Below are 15009 nucleotides of genomic sequence, written 5' to 3' on the forward strand. Positions count from 1 at the left end.
CCTTGATTAATTGCGCAATGGCTTGCCAGTTTCTAGTAAATGAGCGATACGGGCTTGGGTTAAGGGCGTTTCTAATAGCTTTATAAAAGCGTCTCGCTCTAATTTTAGCAACCATTGCTCATCTACTACCTCACCCTGATAAAGATTTCCGCCACATAAGACTTCAGCGAGTAAATTCGCTAAATAATAATCATGTTCAGAAATAAAACCGCCTTCTAGCCAATTGACTAATCCTGCTTGTAACTTAGCGTGTCCCTCACGACCTGCCACTTTAAAACGTCGTTGTAATGGGGCTTGATAATTTTGGGCTACCAGCGCTTCAACTTCTGCTAATGCCGCATAGAGCACTTCTTCACGGTGCATAACCCAGTGATCAGTGGGTTTTAAAAACCCTCGCTGCAAGGCATCAGCAGCACTGCTTGCTACTGTTCCTGTTGCAATTTGCTCAAAGAAAGGTTGAATAAATGTCATCAAATCCACTTTACCCGCACTTTCTGCTGCACGTAACGCCATTTCTTTGCATCCGCCGCCAGCAGGAATAAGCCCGACACCCACTTCGACAAGACCAGGATAAGATTCAAACGCAGCAATCGTTCTGTGGCAATGCATCATCAGCTCACAGCCACCCCCTAGTGCTCGGCCCCGTAAAGCAGCAATTGTCGGTATAGCACAATACTTTAAACGCATCGCCGCCTGTTGAAAGTGCTCGATCATTTCTTCTACGGCGGTTATCTTCCCTGTTTGTACTAAGGAAGCGACATGGCGTAAATCTGCCCCAGAACTAAAATTATCAGCATTATCTTGATAAATAATTAAGGCTCTACATTGACGCTCAGCCCTATCAATGGCCTGGTGCAAACCGTCAAGCACGGATTGCCCAATTGTATTGGCTTTGCTTTTAAACGAAACTAAACCAACATCGTCTTTAAACCTACATAAACGAAGCCCTTCATTTTCAAACAAAGTCTCTAATTTAATATTCTTCTCACCAGGTAATTGATAAGAGAAATACTGCCGTTTATAGACAGGCAAGGAGCTTCTAGGTACTAGAGAATGCGTTGCAGGTGCAAAGGCGCCTTCCTCAGTATAAAAAGATGTACGTTCATTAACCCAGGCTGGCAATGAGGCGCTACTCAGGGTTTTATGCTTAGCTAAATCTGCTTCTATGAGTGAGCGCATTCGTTCTAAGCCCACATATTGCCAAGTTTCAAATGGGCCAGTATTCCAACCAAACCCCCAGCGCATGGCTAAATCAATGTCACGGACACTTGTTGCAATATGCTCTAAATGATAGGCGCAATAGTGAAAAAGATCACGGTAACAAGCGGTAAGAAACTGTGCCTGCTTGTCTTGAGAGGCTAATAAAGCCTGCATGCGTGCCGCTGGCTCCTTAATACCCATAATTGCTTTAATTTCCGGGTTAACTTCGCCTGCTGCTAGTCGATAAGAACCACTTAAATAGTCAAATACCTCTATTGTTTTGCCAGTTTTACGGTAGATACCTTGGCCTGTTTTCTGCCCTAGGTGACCCTCACTAATTAATTGAATTAACCACTCAGGTAATTTAAATAACCCATGCCATGGATCGTCAGTTAGATGCTCATTCATTGTATTAACTACATGCTGCATAGTATCTAAACCTACCACATCCATGGTTCTAAAGGTTGCCGACTTAGGCCGACCTATTAAGGCGCCTGTTAAGGCATCAACCTCATCTAGGCCTAATTGCATAGCTTGTGCATGTTCTAAAGTAGCTAACAAAGAAAACACACCAATTCTATTGGCAATAAAATTAGGCGTGTCTTTAGCAATAACCACGCCTTTACCTAGGTAACTCGTCAACCAAGCTTCTAAGCTTTCTAGCAAGGTTATCGACGTTGTTTTAGCAGGAATAAGTTCAGCAAGATGCATATAACGTGGTGGATTAAAGAAATGCACACCACAAAAACGATGATGCAATGTTTCAGGAAGTACACTACAAAGTTTATTAATACTTAAACCTGAGGTATTACTGACTAGAATGGCATGCGAGCTAATAACAGGTGTAATCTTTTTATAGAGATCTTCCTTCCAATCCATCCGCTCAGCAATTGCTTCAATGATTAAGTCGCATGTTGTAAGCTCATTTAGGTCATCACTATAATTTTTAGCTTGAATTAATGAGGCTGTGTCCGAGGTAGCAACAGGTGAAGGCTTTAACTTATTCAAATTCGCGATTGCTTTATCAACTAGCGCGTTACTTTTGCCTTCTTTAGCTGCTAAATCAAATAACAACGTCTCAATGCCAGCATTGACACAATGAGCTGCAATCTGAGCACCCATGACACCTGCACCAAGAACTGCAACCTTCTTAATCAGAAATGGCTCCTGCATAATTTATCCTTAATTAATATAAGTTAGATATAAAAGGTGGCTCCTTCTCTACCCAACCTGCGTCTTTCATTTTAATATCTCGTCCAACTGCTTCACTTTTTACAGGGTGAGACCTCTTGCCTAGCCGGTAGATTCTACTTAATTCAAGAGGTCTATTCTTAGTTGTTAACCGATGTTGAAACGTATACCTTGAGCTAATGGCAACACATCGCCCCAATTAATGGTATTTGTTTGCCTACGCATATAAGCTTTCCATGAATCTGATCCAGACTCACGACCACCACCGGTTTCCTTTTCGCCACCGAATGCGCCACCAATTTCTGCACCTGAGGTGCCAATATTAATATTTGCTATCCCACAATCACTGCCAAAGGCGCTTAAGAAGCGTTCGGCATGCTTAAGGTTTTGCGTAAATAAAGCAGACGACAGCCCTTGAGGAACACCATTTTGTAGGGTAATTGCCTCTTCAATATTATTATAGGGCATGACGTATAAAATAGGCGCAAACGTTTCTTGCTGTACAATGTCCCAATGATTTTCAACATCTGTCACTAATGTAGGTTGAACGAAATAACCTTTCTTGGCTAGTGCTTCACCACCAAAAGCAATACGACCGCCAGCAGCCTTAATGCGCTCAATAGCACGATTAAATTGTTGCACTGCCTGCTCATCAATTAATGGTCCCATTAAATTATGCGTATCTAGGGGATCGCCAATAGTCACTTGCTCATAAGCATGCTGCAGACGTTTTATTACATCGTTATACATTGACTGATGTACAAATAACCGACGGGTTGTCGTACAGCGTTGGCCAGCTGTTCCGACTGCGCCAAAAACAATGGCAGGTATCGCTAAATTAAGATCAGCTGCTTCATCAACAATGATGGCATTATTCCCGCCTAGTTCTAAAATTGTTTTACCTAGCCGACCTGCGACTTTAGCCGCAACTTGTCTACCAACGGCAGTTGAGCCGGTAAATGAAATCAATGGCATGCGGCTATCATCAACCATCTTTTCTACAACATCATGAGAATGAGGAATAAATAAACCAAAAATCTCTGGGCAATTATTTTTTTGTAAGACCTCACTACAAATCTTATGAGTTGCAATGGCACAAAGCGGTGTCTTAGCGGAAGGTTTCCAAATGGTTACATTGCCACAAATAGCAGCAATAAAGGCATTCCAAGACCAAACAGCCACAGGAAAATTAAACGCCGAAATCACCCCAATAATACCATAAGGATGCCACTGTTCGTACATGCGATGATTAGGACGCTCAGAATGCATGGTATTACCATAAAGCATGCGTGACTGACCTACTGCAAAATCAGCAATATCAATCATTTCTTGAACTTCACCGTCACCTTCTTGTTTAGATTTACCCATCTCTAACGAAACAAGGCTACCAAGCCAATCTTTATGCTCTCTTAAAGCTTGGCCAATTTGGCGGATGATTTCACCACGTTTTGGCGCAGGATACTCCCGCCATGCTAGTGCTGCTTTTTCAGCGCGCGCCATTAAATTCTCATAATCTTCTTCCGAGCAGCCAGCTACTTCACCTAATTTTTCTGCGGTTGCAGGATTTAAAGATTCTAATCTATTAGAATTAATTTCACTTTGCCAACCAGCGCCACTAAAAGCGCCAGGATTTAATTCATCAATTTTTAAACGCTTTAGAAAATCCATACTTCACTCCTAAGCATAATACTGGCCAAAACGATTTGCTAAAACATCCGCTAAGCGGAACTTTTCTTGCAATACCAGGCCGCGGTATTCATTTGCCTGCCCCATCACTAAATCAACAACCGCACAAACACCAGCTGCAGTACTTACTTGAATTGCAGACCACTCTAAGCCATGAATAACGGCTGGATAAACCTTCTTAACATAGCTTTTTTCGGTAAGCTCGCCTTGTTTAATACCTTCAACAGTGACATAGACAATGACAATATCTTGGTAGGTTTTTGGAATAGCGCGCTCAAGTATGTGTTTTAATGTATCGCGGTCTTCATTTAATTTTAGATCATTCATCAAAAGACGCATCTTTTCACAATGTCCTGGATAGCGCATTGTTTTATAATTTAATGTGTTCACTTTGCCATCGTAAAGGTCAGCTAAACTACCTAACCCACCTGAGGTATTGAAAGCTTCATATTCACAACCATCGATTTGAATGGATTCTAAGCCTTCTAATGGCTTCATGACGATAGGTTTACCGTTTTCAATGCCGTAACAAGGATTGCCATATTCATTAATCACGCCGTCAGTAGACCACGTTAAAGAATAATGTAGCGCATTGTTAGCGCGTTGTGGCAACGCACCAACTCGAAGCTTCGCGTGAAAACATTGTTCAAATTCTTGCATTAAGCTATTAGCAGCAATACTAATAAATCCTGGCGCCAAACCACATTGGGGCACTAAGGCCGTGGTTGCACCTTCTGCAATGGCTTTAACAGCCTCAGTCACAGCAGTGTCTTCCGTTAAATCAAAGTAATGAGCCTTAGATGCTTTTGCGGCTTCCGCAACATACGTATTTAGAAAGTAAGGAAGACTTGAGATGACCGCGATAATATTATTTTTTTGTAAATAAGATTTTATTGAGCCTTCATTCGTAACATCAAGGGCTACAGTTTTTATATTAGGAAGAGCATGAAGTAGGCGAGTTACATCGGTTCCTGAAAACTCCAAATCAGCTAAATGTACCTGATAATCACCACTACCTGCTAGCATACATGCGATTAAACTTCCAATCTTGCCTGCGCCAGTAATCATAACGTTATACATACTTTCCTTCTCCATGGTAAAACGACGAGTCATCCTACACTAAAAAATTAATTTCTTGAACATTAAAATTTATAAATTCTAAGCCACCCCACTTAGTCTTTGCGAGCAAAGCGAAGCAATCCAGTTTAGATGACAAGCAGCGCATCACTCTGGATTGCTTCACCTTCACTTCATGAAGGCTCGTAATGGCGACCTTTTTTAAGGTTGGATAAGGCCCAGTTAGCTGAGCACCTTAAAGCAGTTATTAACTTAATATATAATCCTGTAAAATTCTTGACCTTTAAAGACCAGTATCTTATTGTCTTGTTTTTCACAACACTATGCCGCTAAGATGATAAGTACGTCTGTAAATAAACTTGAGCTTTTTTCAGCGCGTGCAGTAGAGCGTATTCCCTATCTTCAATATTTTTTATTCGGCTTGTTATTGCCTTTAGGGTTTGCGCCCTTTCATTTACCAGGGTTTACCTTATTAGGCTTAGCGCTGTTTTATCATCAATTAAATAGTAGAAAGACTAAGTCACCTTTTTTTAGTGGCTTATTTTTCGGCTTAGGTTTTTTTGGCTTGGGCACTTCTTGGATTTATGTCAGTATCCATGACTATGGCCATTTAAGTATTATTACCGCAGGCTTCATTACTTTTTTATTCTTACTTTATATTTCTTGTTTTCCAGCGCTTCTTTCTGTTATTTTTTGCCGGCTGTTAATCAAGCCTTATACGCTTGGAGCTAGTTTACTCTTTAGTAGTTTATGGTTGGGGAGTGAATATTTACGCGCTACCCTCTTAAGCGGTTTTCCCTGGCTACTGATAGGCTTTGGCCAGATTGATGCACCTACACGGTTTCTTTTACCTATTCTTGGCGTTTTTGGCGTCGGGTTTTTGACGTGCTTGGCTGCTACTTTATTAAGCAATATTATACAAAAAAATAGAAACTATAAGCGTTATAGCTACCTGCTTCTATTCATTATAATTATTGGTTGCCCAGTTTTACTAAAAGACATAAATTGGGCTGCCGTTGATAAACAGCCTATTTCTGTTGGCGTTATTCAAGCTAATTTATCTATGCGTGACAAATGGGATGAAACTCTTTTTTGGCAGCTATTAGAACGCTATCAAAACGCAGCCAAATCTTTATTAGGCACACAACTTATTGTGATGCCCGAATCAGCAATTCCACTGCCGCCAACTTATATCAGTGATTTTTTAGATAGTCTAAATGACGATGCTAAACAGGCAGGTAGCGCTATTTTATTAGGAATCCCTCAGCCTACCAGCATTGATGAAAGCTCTTATTTTAATTCGTTAATTAGCCTTGGCAAAGCAAAAGGTGTTTACCTTAAGCAACATTTAGTGCCTTTTGGAGAATACATCCCACCAGCGTTTCAATTTATTATTAATAAATTAGGTATTCCTGATCCTAATATGAAGCCAGGACAAAGTAACCAGCGCTTAATTCAAGTACACCATCACCCTATTGCAACCCTTATTTGTTATGAAATAGCGTATGGCAATTTACTACGTGAGCAACTTCCTACCGCAGAATGGATTGTTTCTATTAGTGATGATGGTTGGTTTGGTCACTCATTAGCACTTTATCAACAATTACAAATGGCGCAAGTTCGCTCACTACAAGCAGCTCGCTATCAAATAGTAGCAAACAATGATGGTTTATCAGCTGTGATTGATACCCAAGGAAAAATTGAAAACTTTTTACCTGCTTATAGTGAAGGCGTATTAAAGGCAGCTATTTTTTCAGCAACGGGTAAAACACCTTGGGTAACCTTAGGAGACCTGCCAGCGCTTGTTTTTGGGTTATTAATTATTCTAATTTTCGTTAGTTATCACTTAATGTTTGCTAAAGTCTCTACTCAAACTATTGCTGCCAAGCACAAGAGACGCTATCCTTACCAGCCCAGTTGAATATAACTTATAAACTATGGATACCAGCTATAAACCGCAAGAAATTGAAGAACAGGCACAACAATATTGGCACAAGAAACAAAGCTTCAGTGTGACTGAAGACTTAAATAAAGAGAAATTTTATTGTTTGTCCATGTTTCCCTATCCCAGTGGCACGCTCCATATGGGACATGTTCGTAACTACACGCTTGGCGATGTCATCTCTCGCTATCAGCGAGCTTTAGGAAAAAATGTATTACAGCCTATTGGTTGGGATGCTTTTGGACTGCCCGCAGAAAATGCAGCCATTAAGCATGGCATTCATCCTGCTGAGTGGACAAAGAAAAATATTGCCTCGATGAAAGAGCAATTTCTAAGGTTAGGTAACGCTTATGATTGGAAGCGTGAATTAGCAACCTGTGATCCCGATTACTATCGTTGGGAGCAATGGTTTTTTATTAAACTATATGAAAAAGGCTTAGTCTATAAAAAGAATTCTGTAGTCAATTGGGATCCTGTCGATCAAACTGTTTTAGCAAACGAACAGGTCGTTGATGGTCGCGGCTGGCGCTCTGGTGCATTAGTTGAACGTCGAGAAATTCCTCAATGGTTTATCAAAATTACAGCTTATGCTGATGAGCTATTGCGAGATTTGGATACGTTAACTGAATGGCCTGCGCAAGTAAAACAAATGCAGCGCAATTGGATTGGCCGTTCTGAAGGTTGTGAAATTAGTTTTACTGTACATAATTACTCTAAACGCTTAAAAATTTATACCACACGACCTGATACATTAATGGGAGCGACCTATCTCGCCATCGCGCCTGATCATCCCTTAGCTAAAGAAGCAGGCCGGCAATCAGATGAGGTACAATCATTTATTGATAGCTGTCAATGTGGGCGTGTTGCTGAAGCAGACATTGCCACCATGGAAAAACGTGGCATCGCAACACCATTTACGGCAAGTCATCCCATTACCAACGAAGAACTACCTATTTGGATTGCCAACTTTGTATTAATGCAATATGGCTCAGGCGCCGTTATGGCAGTTCCTGCCCACGATCAGCGGGATTTTGAATTCGCTATCAAATATCATTTACCTATCAAACAAGTCATTAAACCTCTTGGCAATGTAGCACATGATTTTTCTAAATCAGCTTTTACAGCAGAAGGACAACTGATTAATTCGGGGCAATTTGATGAATTAAATTCCCCTGAGGCAATAAAAGTCATTGCAAATTATTTAGAAGAGCAAGAACTTGGCAAAGTAACGGTCAACTATCGCTTACGTGACTGGGGTATTTCGCGCCAAAGGTATTGGGGAACACCTATCCCCATGATTCATTGCGATGATTGCGGCATTGTTCCTGTGCCTGAAGAAGAATTACCCGTTATGTTGCCTGATAATATTGAATTAACAGGTAGTGGCTCGCCATTGGCGAATTCCATTGAATTTACCCAAGTTCAATGCCCTAAATGCGGCCAAGACGCAACCCGAGAAACAGATACATTTGATACATTTATTGAATCATCTTGGTACTATGCTCGGTTTGCTTGTAAAGGCCAAGATAATGCTATGCTTGATGATCGCGCAAAATATTGGACACCTGTTGATCAATACATTGGCGGTATTGAGCATGCTGTTATGCATTTATTGTACGCTCGTTTTTTTCACAAATTAATGCGTGATGAAGGGTTAGTCAATTCAGATGAGCCATTTATACGTCTTTTGACCCAAGGCATGGTATTAAAAGATGGCCACAAAATGTCTAAATCACTAGGCAATGTAGTCGATCCAAACCACTTAATTAATACCTATGGCGCAGACACTGCTCGTTTATTTGTTATGTTTGCCGCCCCACCTGAGCAATCCTTAGAATGGTCTGATACAGCGGTTGAGGGTGCGCATCGGTTTTTAAAGCGCATCTGGACATTTAGCCATCAACATCAACAATTATTCCTTGAAACCAATGACTCGATTTTTGGTGGTAACGGCCATATTGATTGGGATAGTGCTGATTTACGACTAAAAAAATCCTATCGCAATGTCAATCAAATTTTAGCGCAAGCTAGCCATGATTATGAGCGACAACAGTTTAATACCGTGGTTTCAGGCTGCATGAAATTATTCAATGAACTATCAAGTTATGTCATTGAAACGGATGCTGATCGATTTTTCTTACACCACGCCATGAGTGTTTTACTTCGACTTTTAGCTCCTATCACGCCACACTTATGCCATCATCTATGGCTAAAATTAGGCTATGAAAAAATTATCATTGACGCACCTTGGCCCAAGGTAGATAAAAACGCTTTAAAGAGCGAAGAAACAACATTTGTTGTGCAAGTTAATGGTAAATTAAGAGCACAATTTACCGTGGCTACTGATGCTGATGAAAGTAAGCTCATTGAAATGGCTAAAGAACAAGCCCACAATTTCCTTGTGGAAAAAGAAGTAATTAAAGCAATCGTTGTTACGCATCGCCAACTGATTAACTTGGTTATTAAATAATGAAACGCTTAATTTTATTCTGTCTTATTGGCCTTATCACGAGTTGCGGTTTTAAACTTCGTGGTTGGGTCGAAATGCCAACGTGGCTTAATAATGTTGCTATTATCGTTAGGGGCGCACATCACGATTTGATCCCAATGCTTAAGGACAGCCTACAAGCTTATCGCATTCATGTTACGGATAATCCAAGCCAAGCTAGTTATCTACTCATTTTAGAAAGAGATGCAGTACAACAACAAATTACCAGCGTAGGCGCTAGCACAAACTCACGCCAATACTTATTAATTTATACATTACAATATTCTTTGCTCAAAGTTGGTGGAGAACAGGTGATTACATCTCGGACAGTTACGTCAAGCCGGCAACTTACGGTTAATAATAATCGCATTTTAGGTTCAGATAATGAGGAAACGATGCTTTATCATGAAATGCGCCAGGATGCGGTAAGACAAATTGTTAATCAATTAAGTCAACGAAAAGCTTAACTTATGTTAGTAAAACACAATAGCCTAACTGTCCAGCTACCAAAACAATTGCCGGCCGTTTTTTTTCTTTTAGGCCAAGAGTTATTTCAAATCAACCAGCTCCTAGAAGCAATTAAGCTAGCTTGGCGCCAACACCAACGCGAATCCGAAACGATCATTTTTTCTATTGAAAGTACCACAGATTGGGCGAGCCTTGAGCAAACAGTAAATAGCTATTCTTTGTTTACCGAAGCGCGATTAATTGATATTCGTTATGATAAAAAAACACTGGAACCTGCAGGAAAATTATTTTTTTCAAACTACTTAAATGATCCAAATCCTGACTGCTTATTATTATTTAAATCGTCCAATTTAACAGTTAAGCAATTACAACCCTTTTTAAATCATAGTAATGCTTATATCATGCAAACAATGACACCAAGCTCTACTCTTATTAAAAAATGGCTTCAAGAAAGATTACAACCATTTGGCATCACCGATCCGCACATTTCTACGTTAATTTACCAATTTAATGAAGGCAACTTATTTGCGTGCGCACAGCTTTTAGAAAAACTAAAATTAATCAATGAGCCTAACACACCTCTTACCCTAACCGACATCAAAGAACATTTACATAATCAGTGCAATTATTCACTCTTTGAGCTTGCTGAGACATGCCTTAGCGGGGATACATTAAAGGTCATTCAGCTTTTAAGGCAAACACTTAATAATAAAACAGAACCAGCATTAATTTTATGGCTATTAACCCAAGAAATTCGTCTTTTGTTACAACTTAGTCATTTAATTAGCCAAGGACAAGCTTTTCAAGCAGTAGCTAATCAGTTAAAAATATGGTCTACCAAACATAATCTTTATCAAAACGCTTTAAAAAAATATGATCATCATTCTTTAAGTTGTTTATTAAAACATTGTAATAAAATAGATAAACAAATAAAGACCACACAAAGCAAACAAATATGGCAACATATCGAGCTTGTTGCTATATCTTTAAGCAAAGGAAATACGGTAGGTACACTTGCCTAATTTAATTATTTTTGGGGGGACGTTTGATCCCATTCATAACGGCCATTTAAACACTGCGATCAATGTGCAGCAATTTTTTCATTTTGAGCGGTTTATTTTTCTGCCTTGTAAAGTACCTATTCTAAAAAATAAAGCGCTTGCTACAACAACACAGCGTCTGGATATGCTGAAGTTGGCACTAAAAGAACAGGACCAAACAGCAAATTTTGCAATTGATACCCGAGAAATAACACGAACCTCACCTTCCTATATGGTAACTACCTTAGAAGATTACCGACGTGAATTAGGTCAAACGCTAGCCATTTCATTACTAATTGGTGTAGATAGCTTTGCAACACTGACCAAATGGTATCAATGGGAAAGATTACTTCATCTAGCCAATCTGGTTGTTATTGATAGGCCAGGCTATCATATCGAATCACAAGTCTTGCTTAACTTACTAAAAAATCACGAAACCAGTGAAGTACAACAAATTAAAAACGTGCCCAATGGTTTAATTTTTAAGTTCAATGCCGGCCTTTATGATTTATCTTCCACGGCAATTCGCAGCCAAATCCAGCAAGGTTATTTATTAAATGCTGATGTACCTAAATCAGTCGCTAATTATATTAAAGAGCACCAAATTTATACTAGAATTAAGGAATGAATGGAAGAAAAATTGACCAAGAAGGTCGCTACAGCTATTACCCAGGCACCACTGTCATTGCTGAAATAAGCAAACACGATCATACTTTTTGGCGAAAAATACAGCAAATTATATTACAGGCAGAAGTTGTAAATAACTACTATACACCTCTTCCTTATGATAGTTACCATATGACGGCAATAAGGTTATTTAATCAAGCTGAGTATACCGGCAATAACTGGCAAAAATTTATAATAAGCCAGCAATTTTTCTTTAAAAATATTGCTAATTACCTGCAAGAAAATCAATTTCTGCCACAAATTACCATTGAAAAATTAAACATGGCTGAGACTTTAAATTTACAAGTCTCTATACCTAAGCAGCAAGAAGAACTCATTTTAAAAACAGCTAACTGTTTTAATATAGCTACTAAAATCCCTGACCCTTTTCACATCACCTTAGCTTACGCTTATCAAGTGTTAAATGCTGAGCTTAAAAAAAACATGTATTCTCATATCAATAAAAGCTTAAATAAACTGCTTGCTGTACATGGCAATACATTTACCTTAAACGCGCCACAACTATACTACTACAATGATATGACTCACTTTTCCCTGTGGCATGGCAAAAATTACCCTTTTGCCAAAAAATAAAAGACTTTACCTCAATAAGAATAAAATAATTCTGGCTAGAAAAAGCATTTTACTGCAAAATAGACACCTTAAGTCCCGGTGGCACAGCTGGATAGCGCAGCCCCCTCCTAAGGGGCAGGTCGGAGGTTCGAATCCTCTCCGGGACGCCATTTTTTGCTGGTCTATTCCGAAGACATGGGTTACAAATTATATCGGAGACATAGGTAACACTTTAGGCCCAAAAGGGTTAGGTAAAGGCTCCAGTTTACATGTCTGCTCATCAAAATAACCTAAATCATACTGCATAAAACTAACTAACCATATATTTTCTTCAACCTCCTTAATTCCTACGTTTTGTCCAGCCAGCACACGGTCTATTCTGGAGACATAGCAGGCGTAGCCTGGGAGTAGGCCCCATGGGCCGTATCCCAGGTTTTCATTTTACTTTCCTAACTTAACAAACTCCTCTAAAATTCCCTTCATAGAAAATCTAATTTCATAAACAAAGATGGTTTATTTTCGCAAAGATTTCACGCCTGGCAGCACTTATTTTTTACTCTTACCCTTAGAGGAAAACGGAAATTACCATTATTAAATCGTCATCTTGCTCTGCTGAATGAGATATTTCGAAAAATGAAACAAAACTATATAGCAGCGTCGGTTCTAGGAGCATCGAATACGTTATGTACCTTTAGCTAAAGAATGGCCCTAGTCCAGTTTCATCGTTATATTCAATGAATATAAACCTGGGATACGGCCCTTGGGGCCTACTCCTAGGCTACGGTTGCTGTTTTAGGGAATTTTTAATGGATAATGATTAGTGAAGTAATATTTAACTTCTAAATCATGCATATTCTTCTGAGCCTAAAGTCCAAATAAATGATTGTATATCAATGTAATCGCGGGGTTTTAATGCTTCTAGATCACTTTTCAATAGTTTTGCAAAGTTCATTAAACTTTGATAGGTTTGCCACGTGGGGTGAGAAATATATTCAAATTCATAATCATATTTTTTCGCTGCAACTCTCGTTACCATTGGTTTCAAATATATAAAATGTTTAGGATCTGCAATAAAACTAAATACTGTCACTAAAGGCCAAGTTAACACCCGACTTTGTTTTCTTGGTAATAAAGAGAGAGTTTCTACAAAATTATTAAAACGTTCACTTTTCTTTCCAGGACCATGTATTAAATTATATAAACTTTCAGAAAATTGTTTTGATGTTGAGCAAGTCTTCAAAGCATCTCGTATAGCCATCTTTTCAAAAGAAAATAACAAATGAGTTTTACCTTCTATTGATAAAGCGGTTTGTGAAATTTCTTTATATTTTTTATTTTCCAGTAAGTAGGTAAATTGTTTTTTATTTAATAACTTTTGCCAAAGTAGATGTGCGTTCCATTTATAACCTCTTTCCCATGAGATATATTTAGGATCAGCAAAGCCCGAAGGAAAAAAACCTAAGAATTTTTTATAAGCATCTTTTCTCATATCTTCTGTTCGTTCCATAATCACTTTCACCGCTTTATCTAGGGGCTTATTCTGATTATAGTCAAACGATTATATAAGCACTGATTAGAAATACTCAAAAAAGTCTACAATTTTCTAAGCGATTTGCCGAAATGTACGACATATTTACAGCCGGCGTAGTTTAGCAGTAGACCTAAACGGCCGTTTCATTACGTACTCGATGCTCCCAGTAAGTCTAGGTTAGGTTGGGCCCGTAGCCCAACAACTACTTGTAATTCTACGCTTTCTATTAATTTAAAACCTAACAGCAGGCATGAATTGAGGTAAATGTTGGGCGAGTGGCCCAACCTACACTCTTATCCCATAGGAGTTGCTAAATGATCCTTTTCTTCTTTAGCTGCTTCTCCTGTAGAGCTTTCTAATTCAGGAGCAGAAGGAAATATACTTAGTTTAGTTAGAGCAGAGCCGAGCTTATTTACGGAATCCTCGTCTGACACTTTAGTTGTCGTTGCAGGTATATCAGACTCGCTCATTGATTCTTTAGATAAGTTATCACCCTCTTCGATTATATTTGGTAAGCTTAAGCTTGAGTGTAAACTAGTAGCAGTATGGGAAACAGCTTTTGGATTAGCAAATACTAATGCACTGTCTGATGTTCGACGTGTCACGACGTTGAAAGTAGGCGGTTTTGTCCCAGCAACATTCACATATAGCTGAGGATGAGTAAATGCTTCATTATAATTTTCCTTAAACTCCTGTTCAAAAAGCGCTTTAGCCTCTTGAACGATCTCCTTAGTACTACTAAATGCCCGTAGTTCGATTGACGAGCCAAGGTCCTGAAAGACTTGATGAACAGAGCCATCCAGTAAAAATGACGAAAAAATTGATGAGGAAGGAAACCCTAAATTGATATCTCCATCATATTTAATAGTTGCAATAGTCTTATCACTATTATCCCTTTTTATAGCTTCCAATTCTGAGATTACAGTAGATCGCAACCATGATAATTTCTCAGCCACCTTATCTTTTCCCTCAAGATAGTCTGGAACTACAATTGGTTTAGCGTCTGATTTAAAAGCAAACCCCATCTTTGCGTTAAAATTTCTTCCTTCAAATTTAGGCGCTTGTCTAGACATATCAGTGCCATGAGTGCAATAAATTCCTAATATGTTCTCCGTGGGCTCATACCCAACAAGAAGCAATATCTTCA

The 15009-nt window shown here is 39.0% G+C and carries 11 protein-coding genes and 1 tRNA gene; 7 read left to right on the top strand and 5 right to left on the bottom strand.

Annotated features, from left to right (window positions below; genetic code table 11):
* Positions 1-6: 6 nt before the first annotated feature.
* From DYE47_RS07750 to DYE47_RS07760, 3 genes are all read right to left on the bottom strand, one after another.
* A complete protein-coding gene (locus DYE47_RS07750) occupies positions 7-2373 on the bottom strand; it encodes a 3-hydroxyacyl-CoA dehydrogenase/enoyl-CoA hydratase family protein (RefSeq protein WP_115302727.1) in 2367 nt (788 codons plus the stop codon).
* A gap of 165 nt (positions 2374-2538) precedes the next feature.
* The gene (amaB, locus tag DYE47_RS07755; RefSeq protein ID WP_115302728.1) at positions 2539-4059 is read right to left on the bottom strand and encodes an L-piperidine-6-carboxylate dehydrogenase; all 1521 of its coding nucleotides are present in this window, start codon (positions 4057-4059) and stop codon (positions 2539-2541) included.
* A gap of 9 nt (positions 4060-4068) precedes the next feature.
* The gene (locus DYE47_RS07760; protein ID WP_115302729.1) at positions 4069-5157 is read right to left on the bottom strand and encodes a saccharopine dehydrogenase C-terminal domain-containing protein; all 1089 of its coding nucleotides are present in this window, start codon (positions 5155-5157) and stop codon (positions 4069-4071) included.
* A 331-nt stretch (positions 5158-5488) separates the two neighbouring features.
* On the opposite strand from DYE47_RS07760, the gene lnt reads away from it, so the two are divergent.
* The 7 genes from lnt (at position 5489) to DYE47_RS07795 (ending at position 12501) form a co-directional block, all read left to right on the top strand.
* Positions 5489-7075, top strand: a complete 1587-nt coding sequence (gene lnt, locus DYE47_RS07765) for an apolipoprotein N-acyltransferase (RefSeq protein WP_115302730.1) — start codon at positions 5489-5491, stop codon at positions 7073-7075.
* 16 nt (positions 7076-7091) lie between these two features.
* Positions 7092-9566 (top strand): leucine--tRNA ligase, encoded by a 2475-nt coding sequence (gene leuS / locus DYE47_RS07770; protein ID WP_115302731.1) that lies wholly within the window; start codon positions 7092-7094, stop codon positions 9564-9566.
* Complete coding sequence (locus DYE47_RS07775; RefSeq protein WP_115302732.1) at positions 9566-10051, top strand: LPS-assembly lipoprotein LptE; 486 nt, start codon at positions 9566-9568, stop codon at positions 10049-10051. The genes leuS and DYE47_RS07775 overlap by 1 nt, the downstream gene beginning before the upstream one ends.
* Before the next feature lie 3 nt (positions 10052-10054).
* A complete protein-coding gene (gene holA, locus DYE47_RS07780) occupies positions 10055-11074 on the top strand; it encodes a DNA polymerase III subunit delta (RefSeq protein ID WP_115302733.1) in 1020 nt (339 codons plus the stop codon).
* On the top strand, positions 11067-11720 hold the full coding sequence (gene nadD / locus DYE47_RS07785) for a nicotinate-nucleotide adenylyltransferase (protein ID WP_115302734.1): 654 nt from the start codon (positions 11067-11069) through the stop codon (positions 11718-11720). Before holA ends, nadD begins: the two co-directional genes overlap by 8 nt.
* Complete coding sequence (locus DYE47_RS07790) at positions 11717-12352, top strand: DUF1868 domain-containing protein (protein WP_115302735.1); 636 nt, start codon at positions 11717-11719, stop codon at positions 12350-12352. Before nadD ends, DYE47_RS07790 begins: the two co-directional genes overlap by 4 nt.
* A gap of 72 nt (positions 12353-12424) precedes the next feature.
* Positions 12425-12501 (top strand) — tRNA-Arg (locus tag DYE47_RS07795).
* A gap of 674 nt (positions 12502-13175) precedes the next feature.
* Here DYE47_RS07795 and DYE47_RS07800 read toward each other — a convergent pair.
* Both DYE47_RS07800 and DYE47_RS07805 read right to left on the bottom strand, forming a co-directional pair.
* The gene (locus DYE47_RS07800; protein ID WP_115302736.1) at positions 13176-13838 is read right to left on the bottom strand and encodes a hypothetical protein; all 663 of its coding nucleotides are present in this window, start codon (positions 13836-13838) and stop codon (positions 13176-13178) included.
* Between the two features lie 317 nt (positions 13839-14155).
* Positions 14156-14935, bottom strand: a complete 780-nt coding sequence (locus tag DYE47_RS07805) for a hypothetical protein (protein ID WP_147285927.1) — start codon at positions 14933-14935, stop codon at positions 14156-14158.
* Positions 14936-15009 lie beyond the last annotated feature (74 nt).

The organism is Legionella beliardensis, assembly GCF_900452395.1.
In the GTDB taxonomy this organism is placed as follows: Bacteria; Pseudomonadota; Gammaproteobacteria; order Legionellales; family Legionellaceae; genus Legionella_C; species Legionella_C beliardensis.